Annotated in this window: 16 protein-coding genes and 1 tRNA gene; 5 read left to right on the top strand and 12 right to left on the bottom strand. The window is 70.1% G+C overall.

Annotated features, from left to right (window positions below; translation table 11 throughout):
* Nucleotide 1: 1 nt before the first annotated feature.
* From atpF to VF139_18460, 10 genes are all read right to left on the bottom strand, one after another.
* Nucleotides 2-604, bottom strand: coding sequence for a F0F1 ATP synthase subunit B (gene atpF / locus VF139_18505; GenBank protein ID HEX6853395.1), 603 nt, complete (start codon nucleotides 602-604; stop codon nucleotides 2-4).
* Nucleotides 605-609: 5 nt separating this feature from the next.
* Complete coding sequence (gene atpE, locus VF139_18500; GenBank protein HEX6853394.1) at nucleotides 610-837, bottom strand: ATP synthase F0 subunit C; 228 nt, start codon at nucleotides 835-837, stop codon at nucleotides 610-612.
* Nucleotides 838-867: 30 nt separating this feature from the next.
* A complete protein-coding gene (gene atpB / locus VF139_18495) occupies nucleotides 868-1,722 on the bottom strand; it encodes a F0F1 ATP synthase subunit A (protein ID HEX6853393.1) in 855 nt (284 codons plus the stop codon).
* Entirely contained in the window at nucleotides 1,703-1,933 is a 231-nt protein-coding gene (locus tag VF139_18490) for an AtpZ/AtpI family protein (protein ID HEX6853392.1), read from the bottom strand. The genes atpB and VF139_18490 overlap by 20 nt, the downstream gene beginning before the upstream one ends.
* 85 nt (nucleotides 1,934-2,018) lie before the next feature.
* Nucleotides 2,019-2,405, bottom strand: a complete 387-nt coding sequence (locus tag VF139_18485; protein ID HEX6853391.1) for a hypothetical protein — start codon at nucleotides 2,403-2,405, stop codon at nucleotides 2,019-2,021.
* Nucleotides 2,402-3,958 carry an NADH-quinone oxidoreductase subunit M gene (locus tag VF139_18480; protein ID HEX6853390.1) on the bottom strand — a complete coding sequence of 519 codons (1,557 nt, stop codon included), beginning with the start codon at nucleotides 3,956-3,958 and terminating at the stop codon, nucleotides 2,402-2,404. The genes VF139_18485 and VF139_18480 overlap by 4 nt, the downstream gene beginning before the upstream one ends.
* A gap of 69 nt (nucleotides 3,959-4,027) precedes the next feature.
* On the bottom strand, nucleotides 4,028-4,663 hold the full coding sequence (locus VF139_18475) for a lytic transglycosylase domain-containing protein (protein HEX6853389.1): 636 nt from the start codon (nucleotides 4,661-4,663) through the stop codon (nucleotides 4,028-4,030).
* A 69-nt stretch (nucleotides 4,664-4,732) separates the two neighbouring features.
* Nucleotides 4,733-6,049, bottom strand: a complete 1,317-nt coding sequence (locus VF139_18470; GenBank protein ID HEX6853388.1) for a hypothetical protein — start codon at nucleotides 6,047-6,049, stop codon at nucleotides 4,733-4,735.
* Nucleotides 6,046-6,474, bottom strand: coding sequence for a DUF192 domain-containing protein (locus VF139_18465; protein ID HEX6853387.1), 429 nt, complete (start codon nucleotides 6,472-6,474; stop codon nucleotides 6,046-6,048). The genes VF139_18470 and VF139_18465 overlap by 4 nt, the downstream gene beginning before the upstream one ends.
* Nucleotides 6,471-6,968, bottom strand: coding sequence for a type II secretion system protein GspG (locus tag VF139_18460; protein HEX6853386.1), 498 nt, complete (start codon nucleotides 6,966-6,968; stop codon nucleotides 6,471-6,473). The genes VF139_18465 and VF139_18460 overlap by 4 nt, the downstream gene beginning before the upstream one ends.
* A 153-nt stretch (nucleotides 6,969-7,121) precedes the next feature.
* On the opposite strand from VF139_18460, the gene VF139_18455 reads away from it, so the two are divergent.
* From VF139_18455 to VF139_18435, 5 genes are all read left to right on the top strand, one after another.
* The gene (locus VF139_18455; protein ID HEX6853385.1) at nucleotides 7,122-8,450 is read left to right on the top strand and encodes a HEAT repeat domain-containing protein; all 1,329 of its coding nucleotides are present in this window, start codon (nucleotides 7,122-7,124) and stop codon (nucleotides 8,448-8,450) included.
* A gap of 20 nt (nucleotides 8,451-8,470) precedes the next feature.
* Nucleotides 8,471-9,661, top strand: a complete 1,191-nt coding sequence (locus VF139_18450) for a phosphoglycerate kinase (protein HEX6853384.1) — start codon at nucleotides 8,471-8,473, stop codon at nucleotides 9,659-9,661.
* Nucleotides 9,658-10,446: a triose-phosphate isomerase gene (gene tpiA / locus VF139_18445; GenBank protein HEX6853383.1), complete on the top strand. Its 789-nt coding sequence runs from the start codon at nucleotides 9,658-9,660 to the stop codon at nucleotides 10,444-10,446. The genes VF139_18450 and tpiA overlap by 4 nt, the downstream gene beginning before the upstream one ends.
* Before the next feature lie 38 nt (nucleotides 10,447-10,484).
* On the top strand, nucleotides 10,485-10,850 hold the full coding sequence (secG, locus tag VF139_18440; GenBank protein HEX6853382.1) for a preprotein translocase subunit SecG: 366 nt from the start codon (nucleotides 10,485-10,487) through the stop codon (nucleotides 10,848-10,850).
* 15 nt (nucleotides 10,851-10,865) lie between these two features.
* Nucleotides 10,866-10,950, top strand: a tRNA-Leu gene (locus VF139_18435).
* A 45-nt stretch (nucleotides 10,951-10,995) separates the two neighbouring features.
* Here the strand turns inward: VF139_18435 and VF139_18430 are convergent.
* Together VF139_18430 and VF139_18425 are read right to left on the bottom strand one after the other, a co-directional pair.
* Nucleotides 10,996-11,481, bottom strand: a complete 486-nt coding sequence (locus tag VF139_18430; GenBank protein ID HEX6853381.1) for a prepilin-type N-terminal cleavage/methylation domain-containing protein — start codon at nucleotides 11,479-11,481, stop codon at nucleotides 10,996-10,998.
* Between the two features lie 43 nt (nucleotides 11,482-11,524).
* Nucleotides 11,525-13,774 carry a PBP1A family penicillin-binding protein gene (locus VF139_18425; protein HEX6853380.1) on the bottom strand — a complete coding sequence of 750 codons (2,250 nt, stop codon included), beginning with the start codon at nucleotides 13,772-13,774 and terminating at the stop codon, nucleotides 11,525-11,527.
* Nucleotides 13,775-13,863: the final 89 nt, after the last annotated feature.

Below are 13,863 nucleotides of genomic sequence, written 5' to 3'. Positions count from 1 at the left end.
ATCAGCTGGGGAGTGAGGCCGACCCCGGAGGCAGCTTCTCCAGGTCGGCGAGGTAGTCCTCGACGATCTTGCGCTGCGAGGCGTCGTCGAGGTTTCTGGCGAGGATCCGCGAAGCGGCCTCGATCGCGAGATCGGCCGCCTCCTTGCGGAGCTCCGCGCGGGCCGAGCGCAGCTCGGCCTGGATCTGCTGCTGCGTCTGTGCCAGCAGCGACTCGCGCTGACGCCGCGCCTCCTCGAGGATCTCGGCCTTGAGGCGCTCGGCGTCCTTGCGGCCCACCTCGACCGCCTCGGCGCGCTCGCGGCGGGCCTGGACGAGGACCGTGCGGTTCTCCTCGAGGATCTTCTCGGACTCCTCGCGGCCCCGCCTGGCCTGCTCGATGTCCTCGCGGATCTGTCGTTCCCGGGTCTCGAGGGCGCCGAGGATCGGTTTCCACGCGAACCGTCGGAGGAGCAGGAGCAGGATGATGAAGGTGAGGGACGTCCAGAAGATCAGGCCGAACTGCGGTGTGATCAGCGAGCCGCCGCCGCCCGCGTGCCCCTCGGCCGCGAGCACGGACGACGCGAAGCCGCAGGAACCGACCGCGGCGCAGGCGATGCGGCGCACGGACACTACTTGCCCTGGAGGAGGAAGCAGATGACGAGCGCGAAGAGCGCCGCGCCTTCGATGAGGCCGGCCGCGATCAGCATCGCGGTCTGCACCGTGCCCGCCGCCTGAGGCTGGCGCGCGATGCCTTCCATCGCGGAGGCGGCCAGCTTGCCGATGCCGAGACCGGCGCCGATCAGTGCGAGTCCCGCGCCCACGCCGGCGCCCAGATACGCCATCCCAACGGGTTCCATCGTCCCTCTCCTCCCTGTTCCGCCGCGACCTTAGTGCGCGGGGTGAACCGACATGCCCATGAACGTCGCGACCAGGGTCGTGAAGATGTACGCCTGGATGAACGCGACGAGAATCTCCAAGACGAAGATGAACAGCGTGAACGGCACCGAGACGAGCGCCGCGAACGCGGTCTGCAGGATGAAGATCAGCGAGATCAGGCCGAGGATCACCACGTGACCGGCGGTCATGTTGGCGAAGAGTCGGATGCACAGCGCGAAGGGCTTCGCGAGCATGCCGAGGATCTCGACGGGAATCATGACCGGCAGGAGCCAGAGCGGAAGCCCCGAGGGCACGAGGTGCTTGAAGTGCTTCACCACCCCGAACTCGCGGATCCCCGACCCCTGGATCATCAGGAACGCGATCCCGGCGAGGGCCGCGGTGACGCCGACGTTGCCGGTCGCGGTCGCCATGCCGGGCACGAGTCCCAGCAGGTTGTTGAAGAGAATGAAGAAGAACGTCGTGACGAGGTAGCCCAAGTAATGATCGATGTGGTCGCCGAGCGCCTTGCGGCCGATCTCGTCGCGGATGTAGACGATGATCGCCTCGAGGGCGTTGCGCCAGCCCCGCGGGATCGGGTCCTTGGAGCGTCGGGCCGCCCACGCGGCGACGAAGAGCAGCAACCCGGTGGCGATCCACATCATGACGACGTGTTTGGTGATGGAGATGTCGTACCCGCCGACGTGGATCTCGGGGAGCGGGATCTTGAGGCTGGGGAAGAACGGCACCTCGATCTCGTGGCTGTCCGTGATGTGGTGCATGATCAGGCCGCCGATGTCGAGCTTGCCCGAGGCCTCGGCGCCGTGCGTTGCGGTTTCCGCCACCGCTTCAGTCGTCGCTGCGCTCATCGTCCCGTTTCCCCTGCCCGGCGGAGGCGTTCGAGGCCGCCACCTGCCTGTACAGATTCCAGAACGCCGAGAATCCGCCGAGAGCCGCGCCCGCCATGAGGAGCCACGGCGCCGTCCCCAGCTTCCCATCCAGCCAACGGCCCACGAGCAGGCCCAACCCGACGGCGACCAGCAGTTCCGTGCCCAGCCCCGCGACGCGACCGAGGCTCAACCCGGACGTCCCTCGGGGGCCTTGCGGAGCGTTCCTCACAAAAGTCGTTCGCGGCCGAACAATTTAGCAGGAATGTCAAGCGGACTCATGGCTCGACGGAGCCTCCCCGGGACGCTCGGAGGAACCACGCCGCTTCGAAGACGAACAGCGGCACGAGCCCGGTCGCGAACCCCACGAGGGCGTCCCGCAGCGCCGGTTCCGCGCTCGTGCGGGCGAGCGCCAGCACGGCGATCAGCCCGAGCGCCCGAAAGACCATCGTCCCGAACAGCCCGATCAGGAAACCGGTGCCGGGCCGTCCGAGGGTCGCGGCGAGCGCGGCCCCGCCGACAATCCCGGGGATGGCCGCCGCGGCCCACCCCGAGAAGGCCCAGCCGACCGCCCCCCCGGCGGCGGACACCCCCATCGCGATCGAGATCGCGGACACGAGGGCGACGCCGGACGCGTAGAGGGCGAAGCGGACGGGCCGCGTCATCGCTCCGCGCGCAGCCCGGCGGCGGGGTAGGTCCAGGTCTTCTCGACCTGCTGCACGATCTTGGCGACCGGCTCGTCGAGGACTTTGAAGAAGGGCGCGGGATGGAGCCCGATCCAGAAGGCGAGCACGGTGAGCGGAAGGAGCGTCGCGACCTCGCGGGCGCTCAGGTCGGAGAGCTTCTCGTTCTCGGGGTTGTCGAGCTTCCCGAAGACGGTGCGCTGGTAGAGCCAGAGCATGTACACCGCCCCGAGCACGATCCCCGTCGCGCCGAGGACCGCCCAGGCCTTGTCGGAAAGCTGGAACACGCCGACGAGGATCGTCCACTCTCCCGTGAATCCGTTCCCGGGAAGGGCCGGCATGCCGATCGAGGAGAGCGTCATCACGAGGAAGAAGACCGCGAACCACGGCATGACCTTGGCGAGCCCTCCGTATTCGGCGATCTCGCGGGTGTGCCGGCGCTCGTAGACGATCCCGACGAGGAGGAACAACGCCCCGGTCGACAGACCGTGATTGATCATCTGGAGGACCGAGCCGGTGATCCCCTGGTGGTTGAGCGCGAACGCGCCGAGCATGCAGAAGCCCAGGTGGCTCACCGACGAGTAGGCCACGAGCTTCTTCCAGTCCTTCTGCATCAGCGCGACCATCGCGCCGTAGATCACCCCCACGACGCACAGGCCCAGGGCCCACGGCAGGAAGTAGCGGGTCGCATCGGGGAGCATCGGCAGGCTGAAGCGCAGGAACCCGTAGGTCCCCATCTTCAGGAGGACGCCCGCGAGGATCACCGAGCCCGCCGTCGGCGCCTCGACGTGAGCGTCAGGGAGCCACGTGTGCAGCGGCCACATCGGGACCTTGATCGCGAAGCCGATGAAGAAGGTGACCCACACCCATTTCTGGAGGTCGAACCAGTCGGTCCAGGACCCCATCGCCTGGAGCTGACGGATGTCGAAGGTGTACAGCCCGGTCATCGCGTGGTGGTAGAAGTAGAGGGCGAGGATCCCGAGCAGCATCAGCACGGAGCCGAACAGCGTGTAGAGGAAGAACTTGACCGCGGCGTAGAGGCGGCGTTGGCCGCCCCAGATCCCGATGAGGAAGTACATCGGGATCAGCACGACCTCCCAGAACACGTAGAAGAGGAAGGCGTCGAGGCTGACGAACACGCCGAGCATGCCCGTCTGCAGGACGAGCATGAAGACGTAGAACTCCTTCACGCGGTGGTGGATCGCCGTCCACGAGGCCAGGATCGCGATGAAGCCGAGCAACGTCGTGAGCAATACCAGCAGCATCGAGATGCCGTCGACGCCGACCAGGTACCGGGCCCCCAGCGAGGGAATCCAGTCCATCTCGAAGACGAACCGGAACCCGTGCGCATCGACGGGTGCTTTGGCCCAACCGAACCACAGCGGCAGGCTCACGAGAAAACCGAGACCCGCGATCGCGGTCGCGGCCTTGGCGATCAACCCGTGTCGCTCGCCGGGGAGCAGCAACAGGAGCAGCGCCCCGACGAGGGGCAGAAAGGTGACGACGTTGAGGAGCTGGTCCCCGAACGGATTCATCCCGCGTGACTCCTAGCGCGCGCGAAGGGCGGGCACGCTACCACAGCGGTCCGAACGGGGTAAAGCGCGTCAGGCGGCGATCTGGGTCTGCAGCGCGACGAGGACGTTCCAGATGCGATCGGCGTAGCGCAGCGGCACCTCCGACGATCGCGCGAGGTGCCCCTCGATGCGTCCCGGCCCCGCCTCGTAAGCCGCGAACGCCGCGTCGAGGTTGCCGTCGAAGCGCTCGAGCAGATGCTGGACGTACCACGTGCCGATCAGGACGTTCACCTCAGGATCGAAGAGCAGGTCGTCCGAGGTCCACTCGATCCCGAGTCGGGGGGCGATCTCCCGGGCGGTCTCGGGACGGACCTGCATGAGCCCTCGGGCGCCGCGGGGGGAAACCGCGAAGGGGTCGAAACGGCTCTCGACCTGGATCACGGCGAGGATCATCAGGGGGTCGGTTTCGAACCGCTCGGCGGTGCGGTCGACGAGCCGGACGAGGGAGCCCAACTCGGTCCGCGACATCGGGATGCCCCTCTGGGCGTCGAGCCAGGCGATCGCCCGGTGCTCCCAGGAGTCGGGCAACCCACCGGCGAGGGCGAGCGTCTGCTGGCGCACCGGCGCTGCGGCCATCGGCTCGGAGGAGGGTCCCGCGAAGAAGGTCGCGGCGACAACCGCCAGGAGCACGGTGAGGGTCGCGAAGGGTCGGGTGATCCATTTCATCGGGGGTAAGGGTACGGGGAGGTTCCGCGGGCCGTCAACTCACGAAACGGTCCCATTCTTTTAATTCCGTCACTTTGTGGAGCTCGGAGCGCGCCGCGGCGCGCTTTCGACCGACGACTTTTCGAGGGCCGCATCGACCGTCGGAGACGCAATCCGGATCCGAATTACCGTTCCGTTCCGGCGGAACCGGACGATCCGGTCGGCCGACCGGAGGGACTTCGAGGCGGCATCCCCCTCCCATTTGAGGCCTGCGTACCGCTCCTCGAACCCGCGGAGCACGCCGTACGCGAAGTCGGTCGCCTTCGGCTCGTCCACCGCGCGGACCACCCAGAGGGTGTACCCATCCCCGTTGCCGGCGTCCGGTTCGTGACGGACGAGGACGTCGCCGGCCCAACCGTCCCCCGCGAGCAATCCGAGGTTGTCCTTGCCGGTCAACGTCGAGATCACGGTGATGATCCCCTGCTCCCCGAGTACGTCGCGGTCGGCGACGCGGAACCCCGCCGGGGGGGGCGGAACCTCGGGGAGGTCCCCCCCGAAAGGGGCCCGATCGGGGTGGAGGACGTCCCGGGTCGTCCGGCGGACGCCGGCCTCCGAGACGATGCGGCCGAACCCTCCCGCCTTGAGCCGCAATGCGGCCTGCGCAAATCCCTCTTCATAGACGAAGAACAGCAGGGCGCGCTCGACGGGGGAGCCGGTCTGGAACGGCTCCGGCACCAGCGAGCCGCCGAGCACCGAAGACGGAACGACCTTGCCGTCGGCGACGGCATCGATCAGGCCGACCCCCTCGAAGAGCAGAGACAGCGCCGCGAGATTGGCCCTGCCCTCGGCCCAGGCCGCCGCGGCGAGCCAGGCGTCGGTCGTGTCCGGGAACCGCGCGGCGGTCCACCCCGCCCTTGCGTGGTCGACGTAGTGGGCGAGCATCGGCTCGTCCGGCCGAACGCCGGCGACCAGGAGCAGCGAGGCCGCGTCGGTTCCGGGAGTGCCCGGCGCGAAATCGGCGTCGCTCAAGCGGCCGGGATCGACCATGAGGCGGCGGCCGTCGCCGTCGAGCGCCGCCCCCTCGAGGTCTTCCGCGAGGATCCGTCGCAGACGCGCGGGCAGGCCCCGCTCCCCCAGCCCCAGATCCTCCCAGGACCTTCCGCGGGCGGCGAGCCGCTCGGCCGGGAGTGACTCCGCCGCCTCGAGCAGCGCGCGACGCGCCGCAGCGTCCGCTCGAATCGCGGCCGGGGTCCCCGCGTCCCGGATCCCGAGGAGTCCCGCGACGCGCGAGGCGATCGCCTTCACCTCGCCGAGGAGCTTGAGGTCCGCCCCCTGCACGACGACGGGGTCGGCCGCGACCGCCCACGGAGCGAGCAGGAGCGCGACCGCGAGGAACCGAGCCTTCATCGGAGGGGCGGATCCGAAAGCAAGGCGATCGTGTCGCCGATCCTCAATCCCTCGCGGCGGGCGGTCCCCCCCGCGAACTCCAGAACGTACAGGGCGGGTCGCATCGACTCGACGACCGGGCACGGGCCCTGGCTGGGGCAGGGCCGCTGGTTCTCGGCGACGTGGACGACGCGCCGCGCGCCGTCGAGCCAGACGAGGTCGAGCGGGACGCGGCAGTTCTTCATCCACATGCCCTGCCGCTCGGGGGAGTCGAAGACGAACACCATCCCTTCCTTCGGGCCGACGCTCTCGCGGAACATGTACCCCCGTGCCCGGGATTCGGGGTCGGCGGCAACCTCGAGCGCGAACTCCGTCCCGTTGGGAAGGACGGCCACCGCGAACCTCGGCGCGACGACCGCAGCCGCGAGGAGCCACGCCGCGATCATCGCGCGACCCTCACGAACGCTCCATTCTCGACGACGAGATCCGCCGCATCGCCTTCGCCGCCCGGCGCCCCGTCGGAGCCAAGGCACGCGAGACGATAACCGCGGGCGGTCTTCCGGTACTCGAGGGAGCGTCCCCACGGATCGGCGGGGGCCTCCGAGAGAAAGGAAGGCACGAGGGCGTCGAGCGCGTCGGGAGCGGCCCCGCGGCCGGCCCGGTATCGTTCGAGCGCGCGGGCGGTCTGCACCATGACATCGCGCGCGCGCCGCACGGGATACGCCGCGACCGCCTCCGACAGCCCGCGGTACAGGACGACCTCGCGACGGGCCTTCGACGCCGCTTCGCTGTCCGGGTAGTCGCGGAGAATTTCCTCGAGCTTGGGGACGGCGGCCGCGGTATCGCCCTTTTCGACGAGCTCGGAGGCTTCGCGGTAGAGACGATCCGCGCGTCGATCGCCGCCGCAGCCGGACGATGCCAACGTCGCGGAGGCCAGCATGACCGCGATCAATGTGCAGGAGCGTTCGCGACGGTTGACGCGTCCTGCGAGGCGACTCATAATCCCGCGGTTTTCCGGCACGGTATTCCTCGGTCGAAACCCGTTGCGGAACCGAACCTCGTCGGCGCGGTTCGGGTTGCGGACGAACTCTAGATGACGCTTCCGCCCAGGGCAAACGAGATTCCCGAACTCGTCCGACGGCTCGGAAGCCGCTCGGCGTCGCGCGTCGACGACGCGCGCGCGAGGCTCGCGTTGTTCGGCTCCCGCGCGGTCCCGGCGCTCATCGAAGCGCTCGACGGAGACAATCCGCGGACCCGGGCGAACGCCATGCCGCTTCTGGCCCTCACCCAGGATCCTCGCGGCCGCGAAGCGCTCACCGGCATGCTCGTCGACCGCGACCCCCGGCTGCGGGAAGTGGCGCTGCGCTCGATCGCGCGGTTCCCCTCGCCGGAGGCGGTCGCCGCCCTCGAGCGCGCGCTCACGCGCGAGCGGAGCTCCGAGCTTCGCGTCGTGGCCCTCCAGGGGCTGCTCGAGCTCTGCGAGGCGGGACAGGACGGCGCGCTTCGCCCGGTTCTCGCCCTGCTCGTCGACTCCGGAGCCGACGGGAAGCTGCGCCTGGTCGCGGTCGAGCTCATCCCGCTCCTGAAGGGGGCGGAGCGCCGGGCTCTGGTCCGTCGGCTGCGTCTGGATGCTTCCCCCGAGGTATCCCGTCGCGCCGCCGACGTCGAGGAGGCGCTTCTCGCGCCGCGACGGACGCGACGGGTGCCGCCCGTGCGACTGGTCTCCCGCCTCGCGAGCCCGTCGTACACCGTCTGGTACGAATCGGTGCGCCAGCTCGCGCGATGCGGCGCGTCGGCGATCGTCCCGCTCGTCGAGGCGATGCGGCGACACGCCCATGATCCGGAGTTCTGCGCCCGTGCGGGCCTCGCCCTGCGGGCCCTCGCGCCCCGCCACGTCCGCGCCCTCGCCTTCGCCCTCGAGCACGTGGACGAGCCGCTGCCGTTGCTCGTCCTGCTCGAGGTCGCGGGATCGTCCGGCGAGAAGTCCCTGGTCTACCGGATCCGCGACGTGATCGAGCGCCTGCGCGCCCGCAACGGAGCGAACGCCGACGGCTTCGATCCCATGGTCCGCGTCCGCGCGAAGGCGCACCTCGAGCTCGCCCGCGTCGGCAGCCGCTGCGCCGTGCAGGACCTCCGCGAGATGCTCTCGGCGGGAGACATCCGGCTCGAGCCCGAGGCGATCGAGGCCGTCGAGCTGATCGGCAAGAGGGACGAGCTCCCCGAGCTTCTCCGCGCATGGTCGCGCGAGGACCGCTACATCCGGGAGCGCATCGGCACGACCGTCCGCGCGATCATGCGCCGCGAGCGCATCCGTCGCACGAGCCGGTTGTTCCGCGCGCTCGGTCCCGAGCAGCGCCGCGCGCTCGAGGCCGTCCTCCCCCCCGCGCGGCCGCGCCCCGCCCGGGCGCGATTCGGGCGCTGACCGCGCCCCGGAGGATCCTCATGGCCCGGAAGCTGTCGGTTCGCGAGCTCGGCGACGTCCGAGGCAAACGCGTCTTCGTTCGGGTCGACTTCAACGTGCCGCTCGATTCCGGGAAGGTCACCGACGACACCCGCGTCCGGGCGTCGCTCCCGACGATCGAGCACCTGTCGAAGGCCGGGGCGCGCATCGTTCTCGCCTCGCATCTCGGGCGTCCGAAAGGCCAGGCGAATCCGAAGTACTCGCTCGAGCCGGTCGCGCGGCACCTCGCCGGCCTGCTCGGCCGCACGGTCGCCTTCGCGCCCGACTGCGTCGGCGAGGTCGCCGCGCGCATGGCGCTCGAGGTCCCCGAGGGAGGGTGCCTGCTCCTCGAGAACCTCCGCTTTCACAAGGAGGAGGAGGCGAACGACCCGGGGTTCGCCGCGGCGCTCGCCGGGCTCGGGGATCTGTACGTCAACGACGCGTTCGGCTCCGCGCACCGTGCCCACGCCTCGACGGCGGGGGTCCCCGGCGTGCTGCATCCGGCCGCCGCCGGGTTCCTGATGGAGGCCGAGCTCGAGCACCTCGGAAAGCTCCTCGAGCATCCCGACACGCCTTTCGTCGCGATCCTCGGAGGCGCCAAGGTCTCCGACAAGATCGAGCTGATCGAGAACCTCCTCCCCCGCGTCGACGGATTCCTCGTCGGCGGCGCCATGGCCTACGCCTTCCTCAAGGCGCAGGGAATCGCGACCGGAAAGTCCCTTCTCGAGGCCGAGAAGGTCGAGCTCGCCAGGGAGCTCCTCGATCGCGCGCGCGACGCCGGAAAGTTCCTGCTCCTTCCCGGCGACCACGTCGTCGCGGTGGGGGGCGACGACACGAACGTTCGAACGACCACGGGGGTCGCGATCGGCGACGACGAGGCGGCGATGGACATCGGCCCGCGCACCGTCGCGCGTTTCGCCGACGCGCTCTCGCGCTGCCGTACCGCGCTGTGGAACGGCCCCCTCGGCCGGTTCGAGGTCGACGCCTTCGCGGCCGGCTCGCGCGGGGTCGGCGAGGCGCTCGTGCGCTCCGGAGCGGTGTCGATCGTCGGCGGCGGCGACACCGCCGCCGCCGTCGAGAAGTTCGGCCTCACGTCGAAGATGACCCACGTCTCGACGGGGGGCGGCGCCTCGCTGGAGTTCCTGTCCGGCCTGCCGCTTCCCGGCGTCGTCGCGCTGGACGACCGCCCGTGACGCCTTCGCGCCGTCGGCCCTTCGTGGTGGGCAACTCGAAGATGAACCTCGACGAGCCCAGGTGCGCCGCGCTCACCCGCGAGGTCGCGGCGGGGACGCGCGACCTCGCGGGCGTGGACGTGGGCATCGCGCCCCCGTTTCCTTTCCTGCGTGCCGCCCTCGACGCCAGAAACGGTGCCCCGCTCCAGGTCGGCGCCCAGGACGTCCATTGGGAGGACGTGGGCGCGTTCACGGGAGAGGTTTCGGCGGCGATGCTCGCCTCGATGAGCGCCTCGTTCGTGATCCTCGGACACTCCGAACGTCGACACCTGCTCGGCGAGACCGACGAGGACGTCCGTCGAAAGGTGGCCGCTGCATTCCGGCACGCCCTGGTCCCGATCGTCTGTGTGGGCGAGACGGAGGGAGAACGGCTTGCCGGCGGAACCCTCGAGGTGGTCGAGCGCCAGATGCGGCTCGGCCTCGCCGCGGTCCCGGCGGCCGAGGCCGATCGTCTCGTCGTCGCCTACGAGCCGGTCTGGGCCATCGGCACCGGGCGGGTGGCGACTCTCGAGCAGATCGCCGAAGTCCATCGCCTCATCCGCGGACGACTCGCCGGGATGTTCGGAGGGGAGGCGGCGCAGCGGATCCGGATCCAGTACGGCGGTTCGGTGACGCCGCAGAATGCCGTCGAGATCCTCGCCCTGGAGGAGGTGGACGGCGCCCTCGTCGGCGGGGCCTCGCTCGACGCTGCCCGCTTCCTCGGCATCGTGCGCGCAGCCTTGCCCGCCGCTCCGGGGGCGTGCTAGGCTCCCCCGGCTCCGGACGGGGCTTTCCGAGGAATCGCATGCTTTACGGTCTCTTGATAGTCGTTCACGTCGCCTGCTGCCTGCTCCTGATCGGCGTCGTCCTGCTCCAGACCGGCAAACGCGCCGATCTCGCGGGTGCCTTCGGCGGAGGCGGCAGCCAGACGGCGTTCGGGGCGCGCGGCGCCGCGACGCTCCTGTCGAAGATGACGACGATCGGCGCGATCGTCTTCATGCTCACGTCGTTCGCGCTCTCGATGATGGCGTCTTCGGGCGCCTCCGGCACCGGCTCGGTGCTCGATCAGGTTCCGGCGACGAGCGTGCCGGCACCGACCGCGCCCGCGCCGTCCGCCCCGGCTCCGCCGGCGCCCCCCGCGCCGTCGACGCCGACCCCGCAGGGGAACTAGAATTCCGACGTCCTTGCCGAAGTGGTGAAATTGGTAGACACACCATCTTGAGGGGGTGGCGCCGCGAGGCGTGGGGGTTCGAATCCCCCCTTCGGCACCAAGATTCGCGACGCGCGAAGCCCGGCTGAGCCGGGCTTCGTCGTTTCTACCAGTCCTTGTAGTACGTCCCGTCGAGCGCCTTTCGATCCGACAGGCTGTAGACGTCGTAGACGTTCTCCCCTCCCCAGGAGTCCGAGTCCCAGTCGTCCTGATAGGAGCGCATCCCCCAGGTCGCCTCGCCGGTGAACGGATCGACGGGGATGCGGCGGAGGAACTTCATCGACTTCTTGGTCAGCGCTTCCTCTCCCGTAAGCTCGACTCCCTCGACCAGTTCCTCCAGCGACAGCGGGTACCCCCACTGATCGACGTCCTGTTGCTGGATCCGCCCCTCGTCGAAGAACTTCTTGTACTGGTCGATCGCCCCGCGCATGGACTCGAGCGCCATCTTGAGCTGGACCTCCTTGCGGCGTTTCTCCTCCCAGCGGAGGGTGGGCATGGCAAGTCCGGCGAGGATGGCGAGGATCGCCGCTGCGGTGAGCAGCTCGACGAACGTCAGCCCTCGCTGGCTGCTGCGGCTGGTCTGGGGGATCACGTCTGTTTCCTACGTTCCCGGAAGCCTCCGCGTCTAGTGCCGGTCACACCGAGTCCTTGCGGAACAGCTTCCGGAACCAGCGGAACAACCCCCCTTCGTGCTGCGTGCAGGGCGGGGGCTCCGTCCCCTGGATGAACCACTCCTGCCCCCGGGTCGGGCACCCGGCCACGGCCAGGTCCCCGGTCTCCGGATCGACCTCCACCGGGAACACGCCGGGGGGAGGCGGAAACGCGCGCGAGGAACGCCGATGGGAGGCCGCGTCGAGGACGTCGACCCAGATCGGCAACGCGCCGACGGCCCCGGTCATTCCGGTCTTGGAGTTGTCGTCGTAGCCGACCCACACGAGCGCGAGCACGTCGGGGGTGTAGCCGACGAACCAGGCGTCCCGGGTGTCGTCCGTGGTGCCGGTCTTCCCGGCACCGGCTCCGGTGAAGCCCAAGGCCGAAGACGAGGCCGCCGTTCCCCTGGCCAGCACCCCCTCGAGCATGTTCGTGAGCACCCACGTCGCCTCCGGCGTCGCGGCGCGCTCCGCCTTCGGCGCGACGCGATCGAGGCGTCGCCCTCCCGGCGCGTCCACCTCCCGCACCGCCGTGAGGGACGGCCGCACGCCGCCGTTGGCCAGCGTCGCGTAGGCGCGCGCGAGCTCGATCGGCGTGACCTCCTGCGCGCCGAGCGCGAGCGACGGCAACGGCTCCAGGCGCCGCGCGATGCCGCAACGCCTCGCGACGTCGACGACCGCCTCGAGTCCGATCGCCTGCGCGGCGCGGACGGTGGGGACGTTGAGCGACTGCTCGAGCGCCTGCCTCGCGGACACGGGTCCGCGGAACTCGCCGTCGTAGTTCATCGGCGACCAGGTCTTTCCCCCCGAGACCATCTCGAACGGCGAATCGTCGAGAACCGTCGCGGCGGTCAGTCCGGTCTCGCCGCGCTGGGCCCGTTCGAGGCCCGCGAGGTACACGAACGGCTTGAAGCACGATCCGGGCTGGCGCTCCGCCTGCAGCGCGCGGTTGAACTGGCTCTCGCGATAGTCGCGGCCTCCGACGAGGGCGAGCACCGCGCCGTTGCTCGGATCGAGCACGACGACGGCACCCTGGAGTCGCCGGCGTCGCACCTGCGATCGGACGGAGGGCAGGTCGCGCTCGAGCCGCTCGAGCCCTTCGCGCAGGGCGCGCTCGGCCGCGTGCTGGAGATCGGTGTCGAGCGTCGTGAAGATCTCGAGGCCTTCCTCGGCGAGCTCCTGCGCGGAATACGCCTCCGCGAGCTGGCCGCGAACGAGCTCCACCGCGTACGGAGCCCGGGCGAATCCGGCGCCGCCGCTGCCGAGGCGGAGCGGCTCCGCCTTCGCCTTCTTCCACGCGGCCTCGTCGAGTTTCCCCGCGTCGTGGAGCGCGTCGAGGACCTGGTTCCGGCGTTCGATCGCCTGCTCGGGATGGGCGAACGGATTGTTCGATCCCGGACTCCGGATGAGCCCCGCAAGCAGGGCTCCCTCGGCGGTGGAGAGATCCTTGAGCCCTCGGCCGAAATAGAACTGCGACGCCGTCTCGATGCCGCAGATCGCGACGGAGCCGCGCTGCCCGAGGTACACCTCGTTGAGATAGGTCTCGAGGATCCGCTCCTTCGGGTAACGCAGATCGAGGATCACCGCCATCGCGAGCTCGCGCAGCTTGCGCCAGACGGTGCGCTCCTGTCCGAGGTAGAGGTTCTTGACCGTCTGCTGGGTGATCGTCGAGCCGCCCTGCACGATCCGGCCGCTGCGGAGGTTCGCGAACGCGGCCCGGGCGATGCCGACGGGGTCGAAGCCGGCGTGGGAGAAGAACCGCTCGTCTTCGGCGGCCAACACCGCTTCGATCAATCCCGGGGGGACGTCCTTCAGGCGGACGATCCTGCGCTCCTCCTGCCTGGGGCCGAAGACGACCGAGAGCAGCTCCGGCTCCACCTCGAGCCGGCCGAGCCCGCGACCCCTCCCGTCGTCGATCGAAGCGATCGCGCGCCCGGCGTATCGGAGCCGGGCACGCCGCGCCGGGAGCGGCTTGCCTCCCGTGTCGAACGCCCGGAGGTGCACCTCGAGCGTGGACGTCCGCCGGCGATACTGGCCGGGCCGTGCCGGCTCCCCGTCCACCTTCGCGTACCCCATCCGCTCGAGCCGGTCTTCGAGCGTCGCCGGCGACATCGCGCTGCCGGGGAGGAGGACCAGGCGCTCGCCGTAGATCCTCGACGGGAGGGTCCAGACCCGACCCTCGAAGGTCCGCGAGATCTCGACGTAAAGGACGACGCCGACGATCGTGCCGACCACGACGACGGGCAGCGCAACGCCCAGCAGCAGGGTACGGACCCACCTCCGTTTCCGGCGACGCGTCGCGCCGCCGGACCCTGCGTCGGATC

This window comes from Candidatus Polarisedimenticolaceae bacterium (assembly GCA_036376135.1).
Taxonomy (GTDB): domain Bacteria; phylum Acidobacteriota; class Polarisedimenticolia; order Polarisedimenticolales; family DASRJG01; genus DASVAW01.
This window is presented reverse-complemented; position numbering and strand designations above follow the sequence as displayed.

Bases quoted from the DNA above. Each gene is read 5' to 3' on its own strand.
- atpE (HEX6853394.1), bottom strand. From the start codon at position 837: ATGGAACCCGTTGGGATGGCGTATCTGGGCGCCGGCGTGGGCGCGGGA.
- VF139_18455 (HEX6853385.1), top strand. From the start codon at position 7,122: ATGACGCTTCCGCCCAGGGCAAACGAGATTCCCGAACTCGTCCGACGG.
- atpB (HEX6853393.1), bottom strand. From the start codon at position 1,722: ATGAGCGCAGCGACGACTGAAGCGGTGGCGGAAACCGCAACGCACGGC.
- VF139_18485 (HEX6853391.1), bottom strand. From the start codon at position 2,405: ATGACGCGGCCCGTCCGCTTCGCCCTCTACGCGTCCGGCGTCGCCCTC.
- VF139_18460 (HEX6853386.1), bottom strand. From the start codon at position 6,968: ATGCTGGCCTCCGCGACGTTGGCATCGTCCGGCTGCGGCGGCGATCGA.
- VF139_18480 (HEX6853390.1), bottom strand. From the start codon at position 3,958: ATGAATCCGTTCGGGGACCAGCTCCTCAACGTCGTCACCTTTCTGCCC.
- VF139_18475 (HEX6853389.1), bottom strand. From the start codon at position 4,663: ATGAAATGGATCACCCGACCCTTCGCGACCCTCACCGTGCTCCTGGCG.
- secG (HEX6853382.1), top strand. From the start codon at position 10,485: ATGCTTTACGGTCTCTTGATAGTCGTTCACGTCGCCTGCTGCCTGCTC.
- VF139_18450 (HEX6853384.1), top strand. From the start codon at position 8,471: ATGGCCCGGAAGCTGTCGGTTCGCGAGCTCGGCGACGTCCGAGGCAAA.
- VF139_18465 (HEX6853387.1), bottom strand. From the start codon at position 6,474: ATGATCGCGGCGTGGCTCCTCGCGGCTGCGGTCGTCGCGCCGAGGTTC.
- VF139_18470 (HEX6853388.1), bottom strand. From the start codon at position 6,049: ATGAAGGCTCGGTTCCTCGCGGTCGCGCTCCTGCTCGCTCCGTGGGCG.